16 protein-coding genes are annotated in these 23,042 nt (G+C 69.3%); 7 read left to right on the forward strand and 9 right to left on the reverse strand.

Annotation, left to right across the window (positions count from 1 at the left end; all coding sequences use genetic code 11):
- The first annotated feature begins 370 nt into the window (after positions 1-370).
- Both J2851_RS22880 and J2851_RS22885 read left to right on the forward strand, forming a co-directional pair.
- Positions 371-1,810 carry an MBOAT family O-acyltransferase gene (locus J2851_RS22880; protein WP_209769125.1) on the forward strand — a complete coding sequence of 480 codons (1,440 nt, stop codon included), beginning with the start codon at positions 371-373 and terminating at the stop codon, positions 1,808-1,810.
- A 13-nt stretch (positions 1,811-1,823) separates the two neighbouring features.
- Positions 1,824-2,774 (forward strand): SGNH/GDSL hydrolase family protein, encoded by a 951-nt coding sequence (locus tag J2851_RS22885; RefSeq protein WP_209769127.1) that lies wholly within the window; start codon positions 1,824-1,826, stop codon positions 2,772-2,774.
- 127 nt (positions 2,775-2,901) lie between these two features.
- On the opposite strand, the gene J2851_RS22890 is transcribed toward J2851_RS22885, so the two are convergent.
- The 3 genes from J2851_RS22890 to J2851_RS22900 form a co-directional block, all read right to left on the reverse strand.
- Positions 2,902-4,071: a DUF2382 domain-containing protein gene (locus J2851_RS22890; protein WP_209769129.1), complete on the reverse strand. Its 1,170-nt coding sequence runs from the start codon at positions 4,069-4,071 to the stop codon at positions 2,902-2,904.
- Between the two features lie 331 nt (positions 4,072-4,402).
- Positions 4,403-6,937, reverse strand: a complete 2,535-nt coding sequence (locus J2851_RS22895) for a penicillin-binding protein 1A (RefSeq protein ID WP_209769131.1) — start codon at positions 6,935-6,937, stop codon at positions 4,403-4,405.
- A gap of 265 nt (positions 6,938-7,202) precedes the next feature.
- On the reverse strand, positions 7,203-8,585 hold the full coding sequence (locus J2851_RS22900; RefSeq protein ID WP_246500865.1) for an N-acetylmuramoyl-L-alanine amidase: 1,383 nt from the start codon (positions 8,583-8,585) through the stop codon (positions 7,203-7,205).
- A gap of 617 nt (positions 8,586-9,202) precedes the next feature.
- Here J2851_RS22900 and J2851_RS22905 point away from each other — a divergent pair.
- On the forward strand, positions 9,203-12,400 hold the full coding sequence (locus tag J2851_RS22905) for an Rne/Rng family ribonuclease (RefSeq protein WP_209769133.1): 3,198 nt from the start codon (positions 9,203-9,205) through the stop codon (positions 12,398-12,400).
- 105 nt (positions 12,401-12,505) lie between these two features.
- On the forward strand, positions 12,506-13,063 hold the full coding sequence (gene greB / locus J2851_RS22910; protein WP_209769135.1) for a transcription elongation factor GreB: 558 nt from the start codon (positions 12,506-12,508) through the stop codon (positions 13,061-13,063).
- Positions 13,064-13,197: 134 nt separating this feature from the next.
- Here the strand turns inward: greB and J2851_RS22915 are convergent, their stop codons facing one another.
- The 3 genes from J2851_RS22915 to J2851_RS22925 all read right to left on the reverse strand — a co-directional run bounded on the left by J2851_RS22915 (position 13,198) and on the right by J2851_RS22925 (position 16,040).
- Entirely contained in the window at positions 13,198-13,809 is a 612-nt protein-coding gene (locus tag J2851_RS22915) for an HAD family hydrolase (RefSeq protein WP_209769136.1), read from the reverse strand.
- A 7-nt stretch (positions 13,810-13,816) separates the two neighbouring features.
- On the reverse strand, positions 13,817-14,563 hold the full coding sequence (locus tag J2851_RS22920) for a DsbA family protein (RefSeq protein WP_209769137.1): 747 nt from the start codon (positions 14,561-14,563) through the stop codon (positions 13,817-13,819).
- A 118-nt stretch (positions 14,564-14,681) separates the two neighbouring features.
- Positions 14,682-16,040, reverse strand: coding sequence for a M48 family metalloprotease (locus J2851_RS22925; RefSeq protein ID WP_307420174.1), 1,359 nt, complete (start codon positions 16,038-16,040; stop codon positions 14,682-14,684).
- Between the two features lie 109 nt (positions 16,041-16,149).
- On the opposite strand from J2851_RS22925, the gene J2851_RS22930 reads away from it, so the two are divergent.
- Complete coding sequence (locus J2851_RS22930) at positions 16,150-17,433, forward strand: gamma-glutamyltransferase (RefSeq protein ID WP_307420173.1); 1,284 nt, start codon at positions 16,150-16,152, stop codon at positions 17,431-17,433.
- A 37-nt stretch (positions 17,434-17,470) separates the two neighbouring features.
- Positions 17,471-18,625 (forward strand): pyridoxal phosphate-dependent aminotransferase, encoded by a 1,155-nt coding sequence (locus J2851_RS22935; protein ID WP_209769139.1) that lies wholly within the window; start codon positions 17,471-17,473, stop codon positions 18,623-18,625.
- A 114-nt stretch (positions 18,626-18,739) separates the two neighbouring features.
- Here J2851_RS22935 and J2851_RS22940 read toward each other — a convergent pair whose 3' ends face one another.
- Positions 18,740-20,104 (reverse strand): glutamate--cysteine ligase, encoded by a 1,365-nt coding sequence (locus J2851_RS22940; protein ID WP_209769140.1) that lies wholly within the window; start codon positions 20,102-20,104, stop codon positions 18,740-18,742.
- A gap of 21 nt (positions 20,105-20,125) precedes the next feature.
- A complete protein-coding gene (locus tag J2851_RS22945; RefSeq protein ID WP_209769141.1) occupies positions 20,126-20,935 on the reverse strand; it encodes a 16S rRNA (uracil(1498)-N(3))-methyltransferase in 810 nt (269 codons plus the stop codon).
- A 176-nt stretch (positions 20,936-21,111) separates the two neighbouring features.
- Between J2851_RS22945 and ubiA the strand changes: the two genes are divergently transcribed.
- Complete coding sequence (gene ubiA, locus J2851_RS22950) at positions 21,112-22,044, forward strand: 4-hydroxybenzoate octaprenyltransferase (protein WP_209769142.1); 933 nt, start codon at positions 21,112-21,114, stop codon at positions 22,042-22,044.
- Between the two features lie 120 nt (positions 22,045-22,164).
- On the opposite strand, the gene J2851_RS22955 is transcribed toward ubiA, so the two are convergent.
- Entirely contained in the window at positions 22,165-22,986 is an 822-nt protein-coding gene (locus J2851_RS22955; protein WP_209769144.1) for a CHAP domain-containing protein, read from the reverse strand.
- Positions 22,987-23,042 lie beyond the last annotated feature (56 nt).

A 23,042-nucleotide genomic window follows, 5' to 3' on the forward strand; every position in this document is an offset into this window, starting at 1 on the left:
TGCAAAAGGCCAAGCGGTCCCCATGGGCGCCCAAGTCGACCGGCCAAAAGGCGCCGCGCCGCCGGTCGGCTCCGACCCCGGTCGTAGAAAAACCGGCGAAGACGCATATCCGCTCCGAATAGCGGTCGGTCGTTCCAGGTGAGTACGTCCAATTCGGCCCCGCGAGGACCCGTTCGCGGCGGGATTAAACGGACGCTTGCTGTGATAGCGTCCTGCCCGTTCTGTGCCTCTACTTGAAAGAACGCATGGTTCGAGCACAGCCGCACCCACAAGGGAAACAGGCGCCCGGTCTGTCACCAACGCCGCCGGAACGCCCCGGTTCCCTTTGCCGGCCACAATCGTCGTCAACAACCGAGAAGCGCGGCCCACGATGAACTTCACGAGCCTTGGTTTCCTTGTGTTCATCACGGTCTTCACGGCGGCCTTCATGGCGCTGGCGCGCACGCGGCTGTTCACGCCGCTCCTGCTGGCGTCCAGCTACATCTTTTATGGATTTTGGGACTATCGTTTCTGCACGCTGCTCGCCCTGACGACCCTGATCGACTTCTATTGCGGATTGCGGATCGCCGACGCGCCGAACCGGGCCACCGCCCGGCTGTTCATGCAGCTCAGCCTCGGCACCAACCTCGGCGTCCTGTTCTTTTTCAAATACTTCAACTTCTTTGTCGACAGCGCGCACATCGCCCTGTCGTCGCTCGGCATCGACATCGGGGAGCGCACCCTGTCGATCATCCTGCCGGTCGGCATCTCCTTCTACACCTTCCAGAACCTCAGCTACGCGCTGGACCTCTATCTCGGCCACCTGGACAAGCCGGAACGGTCGCTGCTGCGCTACGCGACCTTCGCCTCCTTCTTCCCGCAGCTGGTGGCCGGCCCGATCGTCCGGGCGCGCGACCTGCTGCCGCAAATCCAGAACGGGCCGAAGCACGACGTCCCCTTCGCCTTCCGCTTCGCCGGGCTGGAGAAGCTGATCTGGGGCTATTTCCTGAAGCTGGGGCTGGCCGACAACGCCGCCGCCGTCGTGGACGCGCGCTTCGCACAGCCGGAGTTCTTCAACGCGCTGAACCACGTCATCGGGCTGATCTGCTTTTCCCTGCAGATCTACGGCGACTTCGCCGGCTACTCGCTGATCGCCATCGGCCTGTCGCAGATGTTCGGCTACACGCTGTGCGAAAACTTCAACCGCCCCTACTTCGCCCGGGGCATGCGCGACTTCTGGCGGCGCTGGCACATCTCGCTGTCCACCTGGTTCCGCGACTACGTCTACATCCCCATGGGCGGCGGACGCTCGGGCTGGCTGCGCATCCGGAACATGACCATCGTCATGCTGGTCTCCGGCCTGTGGCACGGCGCCAACTGGACCTTCGTCCTGTGGGGGGCCATGCACGCCGCGCTGATGGCGGCGGAGGACGGCGCCCGCTGGCTGGCGGCGCGCAGCCCGATCCGCCTGACCGGGATTCCCCTGGCGGCCGGGCGCCTGCTGACCATCGGCCTGGTCTTCCTGCTGGTGACGCTGACCTGGCTGCCCTTCCGGGCCAACGACCTGCACACGGTCTGGACCATCCTGGGCATCATCGGCGACGGCGACTTCAGCCTGCCGCGCGGAATGCAGCAGATGAGCTATTTGGTCCGCGTGGTCGTCTTCGCCGGCGTGGTGCTGATGATCGACGCGATGATCGAGCTGGGGGCCAACCGCCGCTACGCCGGGGTCAACGTGGTCGCCCGCTCCATGGCCTGCTCCACGCTGGTGTTGCTGCTGCTTCTCTTCGGCAATTTCGCCAACCGATCCTTCATCTACTTCCAGTTTTGAGGGAGCCCCTTCCATGATCCGCCTTCTGGCAACCCTGGGCCTGATCCTGGGCATGGTCGTCACCATGGACCGCGCCTTCGCGTCCTGGCTGGGCGAAACGCTGCGCCACGCGAGCGACCGCTTCATGACCGTGTACCAGGACGGTCCGCCCGCAGACGTGGTCGTCCTCGGCAACTCGCGCGCCGACAACCACTTTCCGGTGTCCGACCTCCAGCGGCTGACCTGCTGGAAGGCGCTGAACCTCGGCATGGGCGGCGCCCCGACCACGGTCGGCGACCTGCTGTGGCAGGACTATGTGGAGCGGCACGGCGCGCCGCGCCTGCTGTTGCTGGAGCCGACCAGCGTGGTGGACGACCCCAACGCGCTGGCCGACCTGCCGCTGCTCGCCTACTACTCGAACCGGGTGGACGGCTTCATCCGCAAGGTCGACCCGACCATGTGGGCGTCGAACAAGCTGTTCAACACGTTGATCTTCAACAATAACCAGACGATCCGGCTGGCCGTGGAGCGCGTGCGTCCGACCGGCGGCGACCGCACGCTGAGCGGCAGCATATCGCCCATCCTGAAGGCCCAGATCGCCCACGCCCCGACCGAGGTGATGGAGGGCTTCCAGCCGAACTGGGAGGCTCTGGACCACATCATCGCGACGGCGCAGGCGCACGGGACCAAGGTCGCCGTGGTCATCACCCCCTACTTCCCCGGCTACATCGAGAAGCTGACCAACTTCGACGCCTTCTTCGACGACCTGAAGCAGCGCCTGCCGGCCGATGTCCCGGTGATCGACACCCGCCGCGCGATGACCGACGAGGCGCATTTCGTCGACGCCCTGCACATCAACCAGGAGGGCGTCCAGGCCATGCTCGCCCACATGGAATCCGACCTCCGCCCGCTCGGCGGCTGCACCGGCGACGCCATCGCCCAACTCGGCGCCCACGACGTGGTGCGCTCGGCGGCCCGGCCGTAAGCACAAGCGACGGGAGAGGAGTTCACCACCAAGGCACCAAGACACCAAGAATCCTCGCGCCCGGCACACCGTGGACTCTTGGTGTCTTGGTGCCTTGGTGGTGAAAGCCCCCCGCGCTAGGCCAGCGTCACTTCTTCGAACCGCGCCCGCCGGTCCGCTCCACGTCCACCTCGGTCTTGCGGGCGGTTTCGCGCACCGTTTCCTTGTGCTCCGTGGTCGACTTCGTCAGTTCGACCTCTCCGATCAGGCGGGCGGCCTTGCGGACTTCGGCCTCCTCCGTGGTTTCGGTCATGTCCACGCTGGTCTCCTTGAAGGCCTTTTCCGCCTCCTCCGGACTCAGTTCGCGGTCAGCCTCGCGGTGCCGCACCCGGACCTTCTCCTCCTCCAGGGTCAGCGTCTTCTCGACCGGCCGTTCGGTGACGTGGGTGCTGGCGCGCACGCCCCGGACCACCCGACGCTTGCCGATCCGCACCTGCTCCTCCACCTCGGGCAGGACCTTGCGCTCGCCGCGCGCGCTCTTCTCACCGGAGCCGCGCTCCGGCTGCTCCTCCTTCTCATCCTCGTAGACGTCCACGGCGCGGGCCTCGCTGCGTTCCAGGCGGGAGCGTATCTCGTCCGCCTGGTCGTCCTCGACCTCGACCGCGATCACCGCGGCCCCCTTGGCGATGGCGCCGGAGAAGGCGCGGGCGTCCTCCTCGTCGATCCCGAATTCGGCCAGCGCGGAGGCCAGGTCGTCCCGCGGCGTGTCGAACAGTTGGACGCTCTCCTCCGGGCATCCGGCCTTCGTCAACTCTTGGCAGGCCCGGTGGGCCGGCTCGGGCGTCTGAAACAGTCCGATGACGGTCATCGACATGCGTGGTCTCCTGTGTTCCGGTGTGGGGTATTCCCGTGTCGGCTGGGGCGGGGCGGGCCGTTCGGCGTCCTCCCGCTCCACCGTGACTTCGGATCGGCGGACCGGCACGCGGTCCCGGTAGCGGCGGATCGTGCGCCGGCGCGTCACATGCACCTCTTCGACCAGGCGCAGGCGCATCACGACGACGGGCACCTCCTCGACCACGGGAATGATCAGGGTGTCGCCTTCCCGCCGCTCGGCCGGGGCTTGGTCGACCCAGGCGCCGACCGGGACGTGCTCGACCACCACCTCCGTGGACTCAAGCGGCTCGTCGATCTCCTCGATTTCCTCAAGGACGCGCCGGTGCACATGCACGATCCCGGTCGGCCGGGCGTGCTTCTCGATCTCGACGGTTTCCTGGACGACGGGAATGACGACGCGTGTCGGTTCGGCGTCGGTGGTCATGACGGGAGCCTCACGAATGGGAAGTGCCGGACGTCGCGCGCGCCGCAAGGCGCCAGCCGCGTGCAGTCCCATCAACAGGGCCTTTCCGGCTCCGTTCCGCACCCGCGAAGACCAATACGGGCGATGCAAACACCCTTCTTTCGAAGGTGCCTTGTCGTCCATCTACCGTTTCAGTGCTTTGGCAATGCTTCCGGCACTGCAATCCGATGGGGCTTGGCGCGCTCGCGGTCTTTTCCCGCAGTGCACATCCATTCAGAAAGAAAAAGAGCGACTCCAAAGAGCCGCCCTTCCTCCCTTATCGTCCCGCCCAGCTTGCGGTCGGCGCTTGCGGTCAGTACAGGCCGCCGGTCCCCACCGTCGCCGACGACGGGGCACCGGGCGCCACCCCGGCCGGGGCCGCGCCATAGGCGCCCGTGGCGGCCGGATCGCCGAAGCCGCCGCCGGGCAACGCCGCCCCGGTCAGGCCGCCCTCCCCGCCTCCCCCGCGGGCCGAGCCGTCGAGCACGAGCTGCGGCTGGTCGGGGTTCGGCTCGGTGCCGGGGATGAAGGCCTCCCAGATCGCCTTGCGGTCGCCGGGCGAGGCCAGGCGCCCGGTTTCCGGGTTGACGCGGACGAGGCGCAGGCCGCGCGGCACGCGGAACGGCGTCGCCGGCTTGTCCTTCAGCGCCACCTCCAGCACGTCCTTGACCACGGGGACCGCGGCGGAGCCGCCCGTCTCCTTGGCGCCCAGGGAACGCGGCTGGTCGAAGCCGATGTAGGTGCCGACCACCAGATCGGGCGAGAAGCCCATGAACCAGGCGTCGTTGCTGTCGTTGGTGGTGCCGGTCTTGCCGGCCAGCGGCTTGCCGAGCGACAGCAGCTTCGTCGCCGTGCCGCGCTGGACCACGCCTTCCAGGATGGAGACCATCTGGTAGACGGTGCGCGGGTCGTTGATCTGCTCGCGCGTGTCGGGCACGGCGGGCACCGCAACCCCGTCCTTCCACGCCACGTGGTTGCAGCCCTCGCAGGCGCGGTTGTCGTGGCGGAAGATGGTCTTGCCGTTGCGGTCCTGCACCCGGTCGATGAAGGTCGGGGTGATGCGCTTGCCGCCGTTGTCCAGCATGGCGTAGGCGGCGGCCATGCGCAGCACGGTCGTCTCGCCGGCCCCCAGCGACATCGGCAGGTAGGGCTGCAGGTTGTCGACGATGCCGAACTTCTCGGCTGTGGCCTTCACCTTGTCCATGCCAATGGCGTTGGCGAGGCGGACGGTCATGACGTTGCGCGACTTCTCGATGCCCACGCGCAGCGGCGTCGGGCCGTAGAACTCGTGGCTGTAATTCTCCGGCCGCCAGATCGGCTGGCCGTGGCCGGGGTCGTATTCAAAGGGCGCGTCCATGACCAGCGACGACGGGGTGAAGCCCTGGTCCAGCGCCGTCAGGTACACGAACGGCTTGAAGGAGGAGCCCGGCTGCCGCATCGCCTGGGTGGCGCGGTTGAAGGCGCTCATGTGCGGGGAGAAGCCGCCGACCATGGCGAGCACCCGGCCCGTGTGCGGGTCGAGCGCGACGAGGCCGCCCTGCACCGCCGGGATCTGCCGCAGGGCGTAGCTGCCCGGCGGGTAATCCTTGCCCTTCTCGTCCTTGCGGGCCGGTTCCACCAGGATCAGGTCGCCCAGCTTGGCGACGTCCGACGGCCGGCGGATGTCGGGGCCGAGGCGGTTGTCGTCCTTCTGGGCGCGCGCCCAGCGCAGCTCGGCCAGCGGCACGCGCCCGCGCGCCCCGTCGGGCAGGCCGATGTCCAGCGCGTCGGCCGCGTCGTCCTTCAGCACGACGGCGAGGTGCCAGCCCTCCGACCCGGCGGGCGGCGCCATCCCGGCCAGCTTCTTGGCCCAGTTGTCGAAATTGTCCATCTTGCCGACCGGCCCGCGGTAGCCGTGGCGCCGGTCGTACTGGACGAGGCCGGTGCGCAGCGCCTTGGTCGCCGCGTCCTGGAGGACCGGATCCATGGAGGCGCGCACCGACAGCCCGCCCTCATACAGCGCCTGCTCGCCGTACAGCTTCACCAGTTCGCGCCGGACCTCCTCGGCGAAATACTCCGAGGTCACATATTCCTGCTCGTCGCGCTTGCGCACGGCCAGCGGCTTGGCCTGGGCGGCCTTGGCCTCCTCCGGGGTGATGTGCCCGTCATCGGCCATGCGGCTGATGACCCAGTTGCGGCGGGCGAGCGCCGCGTCGCGCTGGCGTTCCGGGTGGTAGTTGCTGGGCGCCTTGGGCAGGGCCGCGAGGTAGGCGGCCTCCTCGATGTCCAACTCGTCCAGCCCCTTGTTGAAGTAGTTCAGCGCCGCCGCCGCCACGCCGTAGGACCGGAAGCCGAGGAAGATCTCGTTCAGGTACAGCTCAAGAATGCGGTCCTTGCTGAAGGCGCGCTCGATGCGCACGGCCAGGATCGCTTCCTTGATCTTGCGGGCGAATGAGACCTCGTTGGTCAGCAGCATGTTCTTGGCGACCTGCTGCGTGATGGTCGAAGCGCCCATGGGCCGGCGGTCGCGGCCCAGGTTCTCCACGTTGGTCAGGATGGCGCGGGCGATGCCGATGGGATCGACGCCCTTGTGCTCGTAGAAGTTCTTGTCCTCGGCCGCGAGGAAGGCGTTGATCACCCGCTTGGGCATCGCGTCGATCGGCACGAACACGCGCTTCTCCGACGCGAACTCCGCCAGCAGGCGCCCGTCGCCGGCGTGCACGCGGGTGGTCACGGGCGGCTGGTAGTTGGCCAGCTTCGTGTAGTCGGGCAGGTCGCGGTCGTAATAGTCCAGCACATAGACGAATCCCCCGGCTCCGACCAGCACGAGCATGACGAGGGCCATCAGGACGGACAGAATCAGGCGCATGACGAATCCCAAACAGGCCAATTCCCAAACGGGCAGAACGGCGGGCCGCCCGCTCCCCTGGGGAAGCGGCCGGACCGTCCGATGAGCGGCATCCTACACCGCGGAAGCCGGCACGCCGACTCCCACGCAGGCATGTCAGGAAAATGTGACGCCCACAAGGCGCATGCAAGAAAGTGGTATCGGTCCATCCCGAATACCCGCGCCGCGTTTCCGTCAGGGGTAAGCGCTGCGGGGTGGGCCGCTTCCCGCGCTCAGCTCTTCGCCCTCAGCTCTTCTTCGCGGCGCCCAGCCACTTGAAGTAGGAGTCGATCGCCCGCAGCAGCGCGCGGCCGAATCGTTCGCGGTGCGCGGCCTTGGTCAGAAGCCCGGCGTCCTGCGGGCTCGACAGGTAGCCCATCTCGACCAGGGCCGACGGCATGTCGGGCGCGGTCAGCACGGCGAAGCCGGCCTGCCGGATCGGCTTGTTGGGAATGACCGTGACGTCGCGGCGCAGATGGTCCAGCGCCAGGTTCGCGAAGCGCTTGGAGTGGTTCATGGTGTCGCGCTGCGCCAAGTCGATCAGGATCGTCGCCACCAGGTCGTTCTCGGCCGACAGGTCCATGCCGGCCAGCGCGTCGGCCCGGTTCTCCTTGGCGGCCAGGTTCTCCGCCTCGCGGTCCGACGCCTTGTCGGACAGGGTGTAGATCGACAGGCCGCGCATGTTGCTGGCGCCGATGCTGTCGGCGTGCAGCGACAGGAACAGGTCGGCGTCGGCGTCGCGGGCGATGGCGACGCGGTCGCGCAGGCGGATGAAGACGTCCTTGTCGCGGGTCAGCTTGACCCGGTAGCGGCCGGACCCCTCCAGCTGGCGCTTCACCTCGCGCGCCATGGCCAGCGTGATGTCCTTCTCATAGATGCCGCCGACGCCGATGGCACCGGGATCGACGCCGCCGTGCCCCGGGTCGATGACGACCAGCGGCTTTTCCGGCACCGCCCGGTCGGGGTTCGGCGCGGAGCGCTGCGGCGCCGGCTGCGGGATCGGCGGCGTCATGGCCGCGGCGGCGGGCAGGATCGGTGCGGGCTGGTACGGCGGTGGGGCCGGCACCGGCCGGCCGGCGCTCACCGCGGCACTCTGGGGCGCCTCCACGGCCGGCGCGCGGGCCGGCGGGGCTTTGGCGGCCGGAATATTGGCGGCCTGGGCGAACTCCGCGGCGGTGGCCCGCACGACGTCCAGCACGAAGCGGGGCTTGTGGCCGTCCCTGGACGGGATGGTGAAGGCTTCCGACACCTTGACCGGCCCCGTGGTCTCCACGACGAGGCGGGAGGCGCCGCCCTCGCGGCCTTCGAACCGGTAGCGCGTGACCAGCCCCTTGCCGGCGACCGTTGCCGCCCCGCCGGGCCAGCTCACGTCCGGCAGGTTGACCACGACGCGGTAGGGATCGGCGTGCACCGAGACCGCGAAGGCAACCGATTCGCTGAGTTCCAGGACCAGGCGTGTCTTGTCCGGATGCAAGCCGAGCCGCGCGTCCAGCACCTCCACCCGCTCCTGCGCGGGCGGCGGAAAGGGCAGCGCCGCGGTGGTTTGCGCGTGGACCGGGCACGGAGTCAGCGCGACCGCCCCCGCAAGAGCGCCCAGCACGACGACGATCATCGCGAGCATTCGGGCCATCGCATCCACCAAACCGCAACACGGCTACAGCCAGCCATGACCTATAGCTTAGCGGAATCAACATCTTCAACGACAACGGTGAGACGGCGCGCGAAATCGGCGAACAGGGTGCCGTTCCTGCAACAGTGCACAGCGACCGCGGAGAAGCGCCGCAGGGCGCGGAGTCCGCCGGCCAAGCCCGCGCCGGCTGCGGCGACGGTGGGCGCGACCGATTGCGGCGGCATGTTCGTTTCACCGAATTCCACCGTTGTGCAAGTTTTCATGCTTGTCTATGGTAGCCCTGCGACATACCGCGACCCACCAGACCACTTCCGCGGGGGGATTTCCCTCCAAGGCAGACCTGTGGCGTCGCCCGCGGACCTTCCCGGCCGACTTCGATCATCGGCCGCGGTCTGGGGCGTGACGCGTCTGGGTTGCCGGTGAAAGGGACGAAACCTCGAAGCTGGCGCCGGCCGAAACTCCGGCGCCCGGAGTCCGAAGTCCGTCTCGTCCTGGCTGCTTCACCAGCGCCGTTCGACGAGGTTGGGGCCGGTTCCGCAGGCTTCGCACACAACGATGACGCGTCCGGGCGGCCCGATCGTCGCACGGGCACCCCGGGGGCGTCATGGGGATCTTGTATGGCCAAGCGCATGCTGGTGGACGCCACGCACCCGGAGGAAACCCGGGTTGCCGTGGTCAATGGTAACAGACTCGAAGACCTCGACTTCGAAATCGCGACCCGGAAGCAACTCAAGGGCAACATCTACCTTGCCAAGGTGACCCGGGTCGAGCCGTCGCTCCAGGCGGCCTTCGTGGAATATGGCGGGAACCGCCACGGCTTCCTCGCCTTCTCGGAAATCCATCCCGACTACTACCGCATCCCGATCGCCGACCGCGAGGCCCTGCTGGCCGAGGAGCGCCGGCTTGAGGAGCAGGCCGAAGCCCGCGCCGAGGCCGCGGCCGACGGCGCCGTGATGGCCGAGCCGATCCGGCCGGAGCAGGTGGTCGAGGAATTCTCGCCGATGCCGTCGAGCTACGGCGAAGACGCGGGTGTCGAGGGCGACGCGGACGGCGAGACCGACGGCTACGCCACGGCGACCGCCGACGCCGATGACGCGGTTTCCGCCGGGTCCTTCACCGACGCCGCCGGCGGCGACGTGGATGGCGAGACCGACGGCGAGCAGGCCGGCGAGGACGCCGTCAGCCCCGACGTGATCGGCGGCGACGAGGTCGAGGACGCCCACCGCCGCCGCACGCGCCCGCTGCGCAGCTACAAGATCCAGGAGGTGATCAAGCGCCGGCAGGTCATGCTAGTCCAGGTCACCAAGGAGGAGCGCGGCAACAAGGGTGCTGCGCTCACCACCTACCTGTCGCTGCCGGGCCGCTACTGCGTGCTGATGCCGAACACCGGCCGCGGCGGCGGGATTTCCCGCAAGATCACCAACCCGGCCGACCGCAAGCGCCTGAAGGAGATCCTGTCGGACCTCGACGTGCCGGAAGGCATGGCGGTCATCCTGCGCACCGCGGGGCTGGAGCGCTCCAAGCAGGAGATCAAGCGCGACCTGGAATACCTGCTGCGCCTGTGGGACGACATCCGCGTCCAGACGCTGAAGTCCTCGGCGCCCTGCCTCATCTATGAAGAGGCGAACCTCATCAAGCGCTCGATCCGCGATCTCTACAGCGACGACATCGACGAGATCTGGGTGGAAGGTTCGGCCGGCTTCAACACCGCGCGCGACTTCATGCGCATGATGATGCCGAGCCACACCAAGCGCGTCATGCAGTACCGGGACGAGACGATCCCGCTGTTCCACCGCTACCAGGTGGAAACGCAGATCGACGCGATCCACAGCCCGGTCGTGCAGCTGCGCTCCGGCGGCTACATCGTCATCAACCCGACCGAGGCGCTGGTCTCCATCGACGTCAACTCGGGCAAGTCGACGCGCGAGCGCAACATCGAGGAGACGGCCTACAAGACCAACCTCGAAGCCGCGGAGGAGGTGGCGCGCCAGCTCCGCCTGCGCGACCTCGCGGGCCTCATCGTGATCGACTTCATCGACATGGAGGAGCCCCGCAACAACGCCGCGGTCGAACGCCGCCTCAAGGAGGCGATGAAGAACGACCGGGCGCGCATCCAGCTCGGCCGCATCTCCGCTTTCGGCCTGCTGGAGCTGTCGCGCCAGCGCCTGCGCCCGTCGCTGCTGGAAACCAACTTCGAGCGCTGCCCGCACTGCTCCGGCACCGGCGTCATCCGCTCGGTCGAATCCTCGGCGCTGCACGTGCTCCGCGCCATCGAGGAGGAGGGCATCCGCAAGCGTTCGGCCGAGATCACGGTCTTCGTGCCGACCCGCATCGCGCTCTACATCCTCAACCAGAAGCGCGTCGAGCTGACCAAGATCGAGGAGCGCTACCGCTTCCGCGTCATGGTCCAGGCGGACGACACGCTGATCGCCCCCGACCTGCGGCTTGAGCGCGTCAGGGCCCGCACGCCGGAGGACGACGTCCCGCTGGTCAGCGCCGAGCGCGTGCTGGCCGAGACCGACCGCATCCTGGCCGCCGAGGCCGAGGAAGCCGAGGAGGAGGTCGTCGAGGAGACCGCCGCCGAGGCCGAGACGACCGAGCGCGCCGAGGCCGTCGCCGGCGAGAGCGAAGGCGACCGCCGTCGCCGCCGTCGGCGCCGCCGTGGCCGCGGACGCGACCGCGAGGAGGGCCGTCCGGTCCTGGCGAGTCCGGCCGCCGACCGCGAAGCCGCGGACGCCGAGGCGGGCGACGCCGAGACCGACGGCACCGAGGTGGACGAGGAAGCCATCGAGCGCGCCCAGATCGACGCTCCGGAGTTCGTGATCAACGACGTCGATGTGCGCCATCACCTCGACGCCGCGAACGACGAGGGTGAGGACGAGGCGGACGCCGAGGAAGGCGACGAGGCCGCGGGCGAGTTCGCCGGCGAAGGCGAAGGCAACGGCGACGCCAACGGTGAGCGCAAGAAGCGTCGCCGCGGCAAGCGCGGTGGCCGCCGCCGGTCGCGCCAGCGCGAGGGCATGGAGGGCGAGGCCCAGTCGGATGAGGTCGCGGAAGCCGTGGCTGAACCGGCCGCTCCGGTCCCGGCCGCCCAGGGTCCGGTCACCGAGGAGCCGATCGACTTCGATTGGATCCTGACCACCGGGGAGCCGGCCGAGGTTGCGGCCGAAGCCGCTCCGGAAGCCCCGGCGGAGACTCCGGCCGTGGAGGAAGCGCCGGCCAAGAAGCCGCGCAGCCGTCGCGGCGCCAAGGTGAAGGCCGAGGCCGCGGACGTGGCGGAGACCGTGTCGGCCGAGGCGCCGGCCCCCGCGCCGCAGCCGGAAGCGCCCCAGACGGCAGCGCCGAAGGGCCGCAAGGGGAGCAAGGCCCCGAAGGCCGCCGCGGCCGAGCCGAAGGCGGAAAAGCCGGCGAAGGCTCCGGCCAAGGGGCGTGGCCGCAAGGCCGCCGCCGCCGAGGCTCCGGCCGAGCCGGCGCCCGCTCCGGCCCCGGCTCCGGTTGCCGAGGAGGCCCAGCCCGAGTCTCAGGCCGAGCCGAAGAAGCGCGCGCCGCGCAAGCGGAAGGCCGCGGCGGAAGCCCCGGTCGAGGCGGCGCCGGCTCCCGCGCCGGCCACCCCGGCTCCGGTTGCCCCGACCCCGGTCGCCGAGGAGGCCGCTCCGGCCGCCAAGACGCGGGCTCCGCGCAAGCGGAAGGCCGCCGCGGAGGCTCCGGCCGAGGCGGCGCCCGCCCCCGCGATCAGCGAGCCGGCCCCCGAGCCGGCCGCCGCGGAAGAGAGCCAGCCGCCGGCCAAGCCGCGGCGCGGCTGGTGGGCCCGCTGACGGCAAGCCGAACGCCGATTGGGCCAAACGCAGACTGGAAAAGGCGCCTCAGGGCGCCTTTTCTGTTTCATACGGGTGTTTCGACAGGCAGAACGGGTTGCGACGATGAGCAAGGCTTTCACGCGGGAGAACGACTCGGCTGACGACGATGACGGCGACGATCCGAAGCCCCTGCCCGCCGGCTTCAAGAACTACATGACGCCCGCCGGCTTCCAGCGGATGCAGGCGGAACTGCGCAACCTCCTGCGCGTCGAGCGGCCGAAGGTGGTGGAGGTCGTGTCCTGGGCGGCCGGCAACGGCGACCGCTCGGAAAACGGCGATTACCTCTATGGCAAGAAGCGCCTGCGCGAGATCGACCGGCGCATCCGCTTCCTGAACAAGCGGCTGGAATCGGCGGAGGTGGTGGATCCCACGCGCCAGACGAATCGCGACCGCGTGTATTTCGGCGCGACCGTCACCTACGCCCGCGAGGACGGGGCGGAGAACACCATCACCATCGTCGGCGCCGACGAGGTGGACCTGGACCGCGGCCACGTCAGTTGGATCTCGCCGATCGCCCGCGCCCTTCTGAAGGCCCAGGAAGGCGACCTCGTGGACCTGCGCACGCCCGCGGGCGTGGAGCAGATCGAGGTGGTCGCGATCACCTATCCGGGGGATGAGTGAGGGTTCTGGAGTTGGGCCCCCCTCCCAACCTCCCCCCACTTCGCGGGGGGAGGGGCTTTGGTCGCGGAGCGGCGGAGTTCCCTCCCCCGTCGAAGATGGGGGAGGGTTAGGGTGGGGGCCCAGTTCCAGAACTCCTACAACAACCCCAACCCCTCCAGCTCACCCCGCAGCCGATCCGCGCTGCTGAAATGGTGGGCGACCATGCCGACCATGCGGGCGGCTTCCACGTTGGCCGCGCTGTCGTCGATGAAGAAGCAGTCCTCCGCCACCAGCCCATAGCGGTCCAGCAGCAGGCGGAAGATGGCCGGGTCGGGCTTGACCAGCCGTTCCTCCCCCGACACGACGATGCCGTCGAAGACGTTCAGGAAGTCGAAGCGCTGGCGGGCCAGCACGAACTTCTCGGCCGAGAAGTTCGTGATCGAATAGACCGGAGTTCCCCGCCCCTTCAGCTCCAGCAGGATCTCCGGCGTTCCCGGCATCGGGCCGGGCACCATGTCCTCCCAGCGCTCGTGGTAGGCGCGGATCAGCTCGGCGCAGTCCGGGTAGGCGGCGGTCAGGGTCGCCACCGCCTCGTCCCACGGCCGGCCGCGGTCCTGCTCCAGGTTCCAGGCCGGCGTGCAGACCGTCTCCAGGAAATGCTCCATCAGGTCCTCGTACCCCTCGAACAGCTCGCGGTAGAGATGCCGCGGGTCCCATTCGATGAGCACTTGCCCGATGTCGAAGACCACCGTCGTCGGAGCAGCCATGGCCGGGTCAGCCCTTGCGCGCGGCGCCGACGAGGCGCTTCATCTCGTCCAGCTTGATGGCGCCCGGCACCAACTCGTCGCCGAAGATGAAGGCCGGCGTGCCGCGGATGCCCAGCTGCTCGGCCAGCGCCTGGTTGCTGGCGATCACCTTCAGGACGTCGGGGCTCTCCATGTCCTTCTTCAGCTTGTCGCCGTCGATTCCGACCGACTTCGCCAAACGCATGATGGTGTCCTCGTCCAGCTGGCCGCGGTGGGCCATCAGGGCGTTGTGGTACTCCACATACTTGCCCTGCGCGCGCGACGCGAGCGCCGCCTTGGACGCGACGACCGACGCCGGGCCGAGGATCGGGAACTCCTTCAGCACGAAGCGGATCTTGCCGTCGTCCTTGATCAGCTTCTGCGTGTCGCCCTGCACGGCCTTGCAGTAGCCGCACTGGTAGTCGAAGAACTCGACCACCGTGATGTCGCCCTGCGGGTTGCCGACGACCGGGTCGGCCGGGTTCTGGAACAGCGCCTTCTTGTTGGCAGCCAGCGCCTGGCGGGCGCGGTCCTCCTCGGCCTGCTTCTGGCGCTGCTGCAACGCGTCCACGGCCTCCAGGATGATTTCCGGGTGCTGCATCAGGTAGTCGCGCACCACCCCTTCGATGGCCTTGCGCTGGGCGTCGTCCATGGTGGACTGCGCCTGGACCGCGACGGGGGAAAACGCCGCCAATGCTGCGGTCAGCATCAGGACGGCGGGGCGGAAGCGGGTCATGGGGAAAAACCTCCGGGTGCGGACGCGTGCGCTGGTCATTGAATGGATACTTGTGACGGGGAAAGTGCGGCCGGGCAAGTCAACTCCCCGCGACCCGACCGCCAACCGTGCGCGCGGGTCATTTCCCACCCGCCTGCCCACGGATGTCCTGAGCGCGCAGCCAGCCGGGGGAGCCCGCCGGCAACAGCTTTTCCGCCCGTTCCGCCTGGGCGCGGGCCATCGGCTTGTCCCCGCGGGCGAAGGCTTCCTCCGCGGTGGCGTAGGCGACCATGCCGTTGTTGCCCTTCATGCTCCAGGCCTGGGCCTGCAGCCGCCACAGGAAGGAGGACTGGCCCTGCTGCGACTTGGCGGCGACCTGGAGATTCTTAAGCGCTTCGTCGGCAAGGCGTGGGTCGTTCTGCTCCAGCAGCGCGTGGGCGAGCGACACGCGGATGGAGTTGGCGTCGGGCTGCAGCTCGATGGCTTTGCGGTAGGGGGCGACGGCGTCCGGGGCGCGGCCGGTCTGCAGCATCAGATCGCCCTTCACCTCGTACATGAAGGGGTTCTTCGGCTCCTGCGCGATCAGCCCGTCGACCAGCGGTAGCGCCTGCTTGACCTCGCCGCGCCGGAAATAGGCGTAGGCCCGGCCGTAGCGCGCCACGAAGGACGGGTCGTCCGCGCGGTAGCGGCGCAGCGCCCCGTTGGGGTCCAGATAGGCGTACAGCTTGGCCTGGATGCGGCGGAACTGCTCGTTCCAGGCGGCGGGGATCGGCCTGTTGCCGTAGCGCGAGTTGGCGACGAAGCGCTCCACCGAATCCAGGCGCTCGCGGGTCAGCGGGTGGGTGCGGCGGTAGCCGGCGTCGGGGTCGCTGGTCAGCAGCGGATCCTCGTTCACCCCCAGCTTTTCCAGGAAGGTCTCCATGCCGCGGGCGGAGATGCCGGACTGCTCCAGGTAGGACAGGCCCGCCTGGTCGGCTGAAGACTCCTGGCTGCGCGAGAAGGACAGGAAGTTGCGCTCCGCCAGATGCTGGCCCAGCATCAGGCCGGCGGCGCCGGCACCCGCGTTCTTGGCCGCGATGCCGCCGAGCACGCCGATGCCCATGCCGATCAGCGAGGACAGGAACGCGTTCTCCATGGCGTCGGCGCCGCGCACCAGATGGCCGCCGGCGATATGCCCGGTCTCGTGCGCGATCACGCCCAGCAGCTGCCCGGCGTCGTCGACGTTCAGCAGCAGGCCGGTGTGCAGGAAGATGTTCTGCCCGCCGGCGACGAAGGCGTTGATGGTGTTGTCGTTGACCAGGATGATGTTCACGGCGGCGGCATCGATGCCGGCGGCCTGGAAGATTGGCCGGGCCATGTCGCGGATGATATGTTCCGTCTCGGCATCGCTGAGGAGTTGCATCTCCTGGCGGCGCTGCGCGCCCGCGGGCGGCGTCCAAGACAACACCATCACGGCGACCATGGCGACAACCGAAACGAGCCTGCTGGGCTTGCGCACCGTTACGACCTCCGAACAGCGGATCCCGAAACACCGGATGGCGGAACCACCGAAAACCTCGGCCCATTCCACACGCCGAATCTGGCGAGGGTTGGGCGCGATTGCCATAGTGGCAGCACTGCTTCCGGGCTGCGTCAACACCAAGTACAAGACGAACGCCCCGGTCCAGAGCTATGTGGTGGCGGACGAGCCGCGCGCCGCCTCCATCGGCCGCGACATCATCGCGCAGGGCGGTCGCGCCGGCGACGCCGCGGCGGCGATGGCGCTGGCCATGGCGGCCACCCTGCCCTCCCGCGTCGGGCTGGCCGGCGGCGGCGTCTGCGTGGTGTTCAACGCCGCCAAGAAGGAAAGCCGCACGCTCGACTTCCTGCCCCGCCCCGCTGGCTCCAATGGAACCGCCGTGCCCGCCTTCCTGCGCGGCGTCTACGCGCTCCAGGCCGGGGCCGGCGTGATGCGGTGGGAGCAGGTGGCCGTGCCCGCGGAGCAGTTGGCCGGGGGCGGCGCCACCGTCAGCCGCGCGCTCGCCCAGGACCTGTCGGCCAACGCCGCGCGCCTGTCCGCCGATCCGGAGGCGCGGCGCGTCTTCCTCCCCACCGGCGTTCCGCTGGCGGAGGGCGCGCCGATCCGTCAGCCGGACCTCGCCGCCAGCCTGTCGCAGGTCCGCCGCGGCGGTGTCTCGGCGCTCTACGGCGGCCCGCTGGGCGCCACCGTCGGCCCGGCGCTCGGCATCGACCAAGCCGCGCTGCGCGGCTACCAGCCGCGCTGGGGCGAGACCGCGTCGGTGCCGCTGGGCATCGTCTCCATGCAGTTCGCCCAGCTGCCGGAGCGCGAGTCGGGCGCCGCGCTGGTCGCCGCCTGGAACGCCGCCGCCGACCTGCCCCCGGCCCAGCGCGCCGCCCGCGTCGCCCAGGCGCTGGGCGCCACCGGCAACGGCACGAACGCCCCCGGCGCCGGCCTCGCGGTGATCGACCCGGAGGACAATGGCGTGGCCTGCACCTTCACCATGGGGGCGCCCTTCGGCACCGGCCGCATGATTCCGGGCACCGGCATGCTGGCCGCCCAGGGCGTGACCCGCGCCGATTTCGGCGCGCCGGGCCTGCTCGCCAACGCCATCGTTGGCCGCACCCAGTTCGCTGGCACCGGCACGGCGTCGGGCAGCGACGGCCCGTCCGCCGGCCCGGCCGCGCTGCTGTCCACCGCCCTGCCCGCCGCGCTGGAGAAGCAACCCGGCGACGCCATCCAGGCCGCCCGCCCGGCCTCGGCCCCCGGCCGCGCCAGCTTCGTCGCCTGCCAGACCTCGATCGAGAGCGGCTGGAAGGAATGCCAGATCGCCGCCGACCGCAACGCGCACGCCCTCGGATTCCTGGTCGAAACGCCGCGCGAATCGGACTAAACCAAGCCCACCGGGACTCACAGCCTAGTTTGGGATCATGAGCAAGCAGCCGAAAGTCTCCACCCGGGGCGCCATCCCGCCCTTCTTCGTCATGGAAGTCATGCGCGCCGCCGCCGAGCGTGAGGCCGCCGGGCTGGAGGTCCTGCACATGGAGGTCGGGCAGCCCTCCACCGGCGCGCCGAAGGGCGTGCTGGAGGCCGCCCACCGCGCCTTGGACACCGACGTGCTGGGCTACACCGGCGCGCTCGGCATCCCCGCGCTGCGCGCGGCCATCGCCCGCTGGTACCAGGACCGCTACAAGGTTGCGGTGCCGGAACGTCGCGTGGTCGTAACGACCGGCTCCTCGGGCGCCTTTCAGCTGGGCTTCCTGGCCGCCTTCGATCCGGGCGACCGGGTCGCCATGGCCTCGCCCAGCTACCCGGCATACCGCCACACGCTGACCGCCATCGGCGTCGAGCCGGTGGAGCTGCCGACCGGGCCGGAGCACCGGTTCCAGCCGACCATTGCGCTGCTGGAACAACTGGACAAGCCGATCCAGGGCCTGATCGTGGCGAGCCCCGCCAACCCCACCGGCACGATGCTGAGCCGGGAAGAGCTGACGGAGATCGCCGCCTGGTGCGACGCCAATGGCGTGCGCCTTGTGTCGGACGAGATCTACCACGGCCTGACCTACGGGCCGGAGGCCGTCACCGCGGCGGAGGTCAGCGAGACCGCGCTGGTGGTGAACAGCTTCTCCAAATACTTCTCGATGACCGGCTGGCGGCTCGGCTGGATGGTCGTGCCGGACGACCTGATCCGCTCGGTCGAATGCCTGGCGCAGAACCTGTTCATCTCCGCCCCGACCCTGTCGCAGGCCGCGGCCGTCGCCGCCTTCGACTGCACCGCGGAGCTGGACGGCCACGTCGCCCGCTACGCCCGCAACCGCCAGATCCTGCTGGAGGAACTGCCCAAGGCCGGCTTCGACAAGCTGGCGCCCGCCGACGGCGCCTTCTACGTCTACGCCGACGTGTCGGCCATGACCGACGACAGCGAGGCCTTCTGCAAGCGCATCCTGGCGGAGACGGGCATCGCCTGCACGCCAGGCATCGACTTCGACCCGGCCCGCGGCCACCATTTCGTCCGCTTCAGCTTCGCCGGTTCGGAAGCGACCATCGCCGAAGCCGCCCGGCGGCTGATCGCGTGGAAGAAATAAAAGACACAGGACCGTAGGTTGGGTGGAGGCGTCAGCCGAAACCCAACACACGCCGCATCGCGACGATGTTGGGTTGCGCTGGCGCTCCACCCAACCTACGCATTTTTCTCAGGATCAGTACGCGTATTCCTTGAACACCGGGTCGACGCTGCCGCCCCAGGGGCCGTTGAACTTCGCCAGAAGCTCGTCGGCCGGGGTTTCGCCGCTCTCGGCGATGCTGACCAGCGTGTCGAGGAAGTGGCTTTCGTCGTCGCCCCAGTTGTCGTTGCGGGCGCGGCGGACGAGGCCGTCGCGGGCGATGGCCAGCACCTCCAGCGCGACCTCGCGCACCGTCCGGTTCCGGAAGGTGGTGCGCAGGCCATGGCGCGGCACGTTGGCGCGCAGGTGCGCACGCTCTTCCGTCGTCCAGTCCTTCACGAGGTCCCAGGCGGCGTCGAGCGCCTGGGCGTCGTACAGCAGCCCGACCCACAGCGCCGGCAGGGCGCACAGCCGCCGCCACGGGCCGCCGTCGGCGCCGCGCATCTCCAGGTACTTCTTCAGGCGCACCTCGGGGAAGGAGGTGGTCATGTGGTCGGCCCAGTCGGTGATCAGCGGGGTTTCGCCCGGCAGCACCGGCAGCTTGCCGTCCATGAAGTCGCGGAAGGACAGGCCCGCGGCGTCGATGTACGCGCCGTCGCGGTAGACGAAGTACATCGGCACGTCGAGCAGATAGTCGACGTAGCGCTCGAACCCGAAGCCGTCCTCGAACACGAAGGGCAGGTCGCCGGTGCGGTCGGGGTCGGTGTCGGTCCAGATGTGGCTGCGGAAGGACTGGAAGCCGTTCGGCTTGCCCTCGGTGAAGGGGGAGTTGGCGAACAGCGCCGTGGCGATGGGCTGCAGCGCCAGGCTGACGCGGAACTTCTTCACCATGTCGGCTTCCGACGCGAAGTCCAGGTTCACCTGCACGGTGCAGGTCCGCGTCATCATGTCGAGGCCGAGGCTGCCGCGCTTGGGCATGTAGTCGCCCATGATCTTGTAGCGGCCCTTGGGCATCCACGGGATCTCGTCGCGGCGCCACTTGGGCTGGAAGCCCAGACCCATCATGGCGATGCCCAGTTCGCCGCCGACCTCCTTCACCTGGCGCAGGTGGCGGTGCACCTCGGCGCAGGTCTGGTGCAGGGTCTCCAGCGGCGCACCGGACAGTTCGACCTGCCCGCCGGGCTCCAGGGTGATGTTGGCCATGCCCTGGGTCAGGGCGATGATGTTGCCGTTCTCCTCCACCGCGTCCCAGCCGAAGCGCTGGAGGCGCTTCAGCAGTTCACCGATGCCGTCCGGCCCGTCGTAGGGCAGCGGACGATTGTCGGAGACGCGGTAGGCGAATTTCTCGTGCTCGGTCCCGATGCGCCAGTCCTGGGCCGGCTTGGAGCCGGATTCCATATACGCCACCAGCTGGCGGCGGTCGGTGATCGGTTCACCACGCGTCTTCGGAGGTGCGGACATGAATGCTCCCGCTATCGAAAATCAAACGGCCGGGCCGGCCGGATCAGCCGGAGACCGGAATGGCGGACGTGTGTCGCCGCCCTCGGCCGTCCAGTCCCCCGAAAGGGCCTGCCAGCAGGCGAGCGCGGCCACCACCGCCGTGTCGGCCCGAAGGATGCGGGGCCCCAGGCCGACGGGGACAACAGAGGGTAGTTTACAAATTTCGTCAAGTTCCGACTGTGCAAAGCCGCCCTCCGGCCCGATCAGGAAAGCCGCCGGTCCGCGGCCCCCGTTATGCGCAGTATCGCGCACCGCCTCGGCGATCGGGCGTACGTTGCCGGCTTCCGCGCACAGGTACAGCGTACGCCCCTCCGGCCAGCCGGCCAGCGCCTTGTCCAGCGGCACGGGGTCGGACAGTTCCGGCACGGTCAGCCGCTCCGACTGCTCGGCCGCCTCGATGGCGTTGGCGCGCAGGCGGTCGGTGTTGACGCGGTTCGGGTCGGTGCGCCGGGTGAAGACCGGCCACAGCCGCGACACGCCCATTTCCGTGGCCTTTTCGGCCACGAAATCGATGCGGCCGCGCTTGATCGGCGCGAAGAGCAGCCAGAGGTCCGGCCCGTCCGCCTGGGCGCGCCGCTGAACCGTGACGGTCAGCGAGCACCAGCCCTTGCCGAACCCGTCGATTTCGGCCAGCCACTCCCCGTCCTTCCCGTTGAAGACGGCCACCGCGTCGCCCTTGTCGAGCCGCAGCACGTGGCGCAGGAAATGCGCGCGTTCATGGTCGAGCCCCACCGCCTGGCCCTCGGCCAGGGGGCTGTCCACGTACAGGCGCGTTTTCGGCTGGTCCGACATCAGTTCTCATCTCCCCACATCGCGCCCGACTATAGCGGCAACAGCCGATGGACTGCGAGCGTTCGGGTCCGCCTTTTCGCCGACCTTTCCGCAGGGCAGCCCGGCCTTGCGGCGCCCGGAGTCGGCCGTTACCCTGCCCCCGCCCGCCCCACCTCCGACCGATGCGCGAGTTCGCCATGACCAGCCCCGCCTCCCCCGCTCCCGCCCCCGGAGACTACACGGACATCCGGGTCGGCGACTGGATCGACCGTTACGCTCCGGCACCGATCCGCCCCTACCTGCGGCTGGCGCGGCTCGACCGGCCGATCGGGACGTGGCTTCTCCTGTTCCCGGGCTGGTGGAGCATAGCGCTGGCCGGCGCCGGGCCGCTGCCGGACTTGTGGATGATGGCGCTGTTCGGGATCGGGGCCGTGGTCATGCGCGGGGCCGGCTGCACCGTGAACGACATCCTCGACCGCGACTTCGACGCGATGGTCGAGCGGACGCGGACGCGGCCGATCCCCTCCGGCCAAGTGTCGGTCAAGCAGGCGCTGGCCTTCCTGGTGTTCCAGCTGCTGATCGGGCTGGCGATCCTGGCGCAGTTCAACGGGCTGACCATTGGGCTGGGCGTGTTGTCGCTGGTGCTGGTCTTCACCTACCCGCTGATGAAGCGCATCACCTGGTGGCCGCAGGCCTTCCTGGGGCTGACCTTCAACTGGGGCGCCCTGATGGGCTGGACGGCGGTGCGCGGCGAGTTGGAGTGGCCGGCGCTGGCGCTCTACGCCGCGGGGATCGTCTGGACACTGGGCTACGACACCATCTACGCCCACCAGGACAAGGAGGACGACGCCCGCATCGGCGTGAAGTCCACCGCCCTGCGGCTGGGCGACCAGAGCAAGATTTGGATCTACGGCTTCTACACCCTGACCTTCGTGGGGATCGGCATCGCCGGACGGCTGGCCGGGCTGGGCGGCCTGTACCTGCCGCTGCTGTCGCTGGCCGCCCTGCAACTGTCCTGGCAGGTGGCGACCTGGAACCCCGACGACCAGACCGACTGCCTGACCAAGTTCAAGTCCAACCGCTGGTTCGGCTGGCTGGTCCTGGCCGCGATCCTGGCCGGGAAAGTATAAGGAGAATCGTAGGTTGGGTGGAGGCGCAGCCGAAACCCAACATCGTCGGCGCGGCAAGGTGTGTTGGGTTGCGCTTCGCTTCACCCAACCTACGGTGCCGCCTACGGTGCCGAGATGCCGTTACTCCGCCGACAGTTCGGCGACGGCGCTGGAGCCGGGTTTGCGGCCGGGCATCAGGGTGCGCAGGCCGTCGACGGAGGCAACCTCGCCCTTCGCCAGCGCGGGGCCGGCCGGCTTGCGGCGCGGCAGCACGGAAACCACCGCGCCCTCGTGCTTGGCAGCGTTGCTCGTCGTGCTTGAGGTCGCGAGGGACGCCATCAGAACCTGCGGCTTGCGGCCCGGAACGGCGACGGCGCGGCCCTTCAGCGAGGCCTCCAGCAGGCGGGGCCCGGCGGAGGCCGGCTTGCCGCGGCCGTGCGGGGCGACCGTGAAGCCGGTGTCGATGCCCGAGTCGTTGGCGTCCAGCGTGCGGCCGCGCGGGGCCTCCCCTTCCGGCAGGATGAAGCCGTAGGTGGTGTAGACGCGCAGGCCCAGCTGGTCCGACGGCTCGTGCCAGACGCGGACGGCCGACCAGTCGTTGCGGGCCGACACGTCCACCACGCGCATGTTGCGGCGCAGGCCGTTGCGGTCCAGCCAGGAATGGTCGACCTCGATGGTGCGGCGGTCGACGATGTGGCTGACCAGCGAGACGTGGCCGCGGCTCAGCCGGCCGGAGCGCTTGAAGACCAGGACCGACCCGAGCGCCGGGTGCTTGTCGCGGTCGTACTGGCCGGCGGCGTGGTTCCACCAGGTCCAGGCGTCGCCCTGGATGGTAAAGTCGGAGATGGCGCGGACGGTGCGGACGCAGTCGCCCACTTGGGCGTAGGCCTTGGATATGGCGGTGGGGCTAAGCGCGAAGAGTGCCGCGAACGAAACGCAGATCGCCAGTCCCCTCGACCGCATGTCGACCCCATGCCTTTGTTTTGTCTCTTTCGACTGGGTAACACGGGCCGGCTGGC

The sequence above is a fragment of the Azospirillum rugosum genome (assembly GCF_017876155.1).
GTDB lineage: Bacteria > Pseudomonadota > Alphaproteobacteria > Azospirillales > Azospirillaceae > Azospirillum > Azospirillum rugosum.

Bases quoted from the DNA above. Each gene is read 5' to 3' on its own strand.
- J2851_RS22885 (WP_209769127.1), top strand. From the start codon at position 1,824: ATGATCCGCCTTCTGGCAACCCTGGGCCTGATCCTGGGCATGGTCGTC.
- ubiA (WP_209769142.1), top strand. From the start codon at position 21,112: ATGACCAGCCCCGCCTCCCCCGCTCCCGCCCCCGGAGACTACACGGAC.
- J2851_RS22895 (WP_209769131.1), bottom strand. From the start codon at position 6,937: ATGCGCCTGATTCTGTCCGTCCTGATGGCCCTCGTCATGCTCGTGCTG.
- J2851_RS22920 (WP_209769137.1), bottom strand. From the start codon at position 14,563: ATGACCCGCTTCCGCCCCGCCGTCCTGATGCTGACCGCAGCATTGGCG.
- J2851_RS22915 (WP_209769136.1), bottom strand. From the start codon at position 13,809: ATGGCTGCTCCGACGACGGTGGTCTTCGACATCGGGCAAGTGCTCATC.
- greB (WP_209769135.1), top strand. From the start codon at position 12,506: ATGAGCAAGGCTTTCACGCGGGAGAACGACTCGGCTGACGACGATGAC.
- J2851_RS22880 (WP_209769125.1), top strand. From the start codon at position 371: ATGAACTTCACGAGCCTTGGTTTCCTTGTGTTCATCACGGTCTTCACG.
- J2851_RS22905 (WP_209769133.1), top strand. From the start codon at position 9,203: ATGGCCAAGCGCATGCTGGTGGACGCCACGCACCCGGAGGAAACCCGG.
- J2851_RS22940 (WP_209769140.1), bottom strand. From the start codon at position 20,104: ATGTCCGCACCTCCGAAGACGCGTGGTGAACCGATCACCGACCGCCGC.
- J2851_RS22900 (WP_246500865.1), bottom strand. From the start codon at position 8,585: ATGGCCCGAATGCTCGCGATGATCGTCGTCGTGCTGGGCGCTCTTGCG.
- J2851_RS22935 (WP_209769139.1), top strand. From the start codon at position 17,471: ATGAGCAAGCAGCCGAAAGTCTCCACCCGGGGCGCCATCCCGCCCTTC.
- J2851_RS22945 (WP_209769141.1), bottom strand. From the start codon at position 20,935: ATGTCGGACCAGCCGAAAACGCGCCTGTACGTGGACAGCCCCCTGGCC.
- J2851_RS22890 (WP_209769129.1), bottom strand. From the start codon at position 4,071: ATGACCACCGACGCCGAACCGACACGCGTCGTCATTCCCGTCGTCCAG.
- J2851_RS22955 (WP_209769144.1), bottom strand. From the start codon at position 22,986: ATGCGGTCGAGGGGACTGGCGATCTGCGTTTCGTTCGCGGCACTCTTC.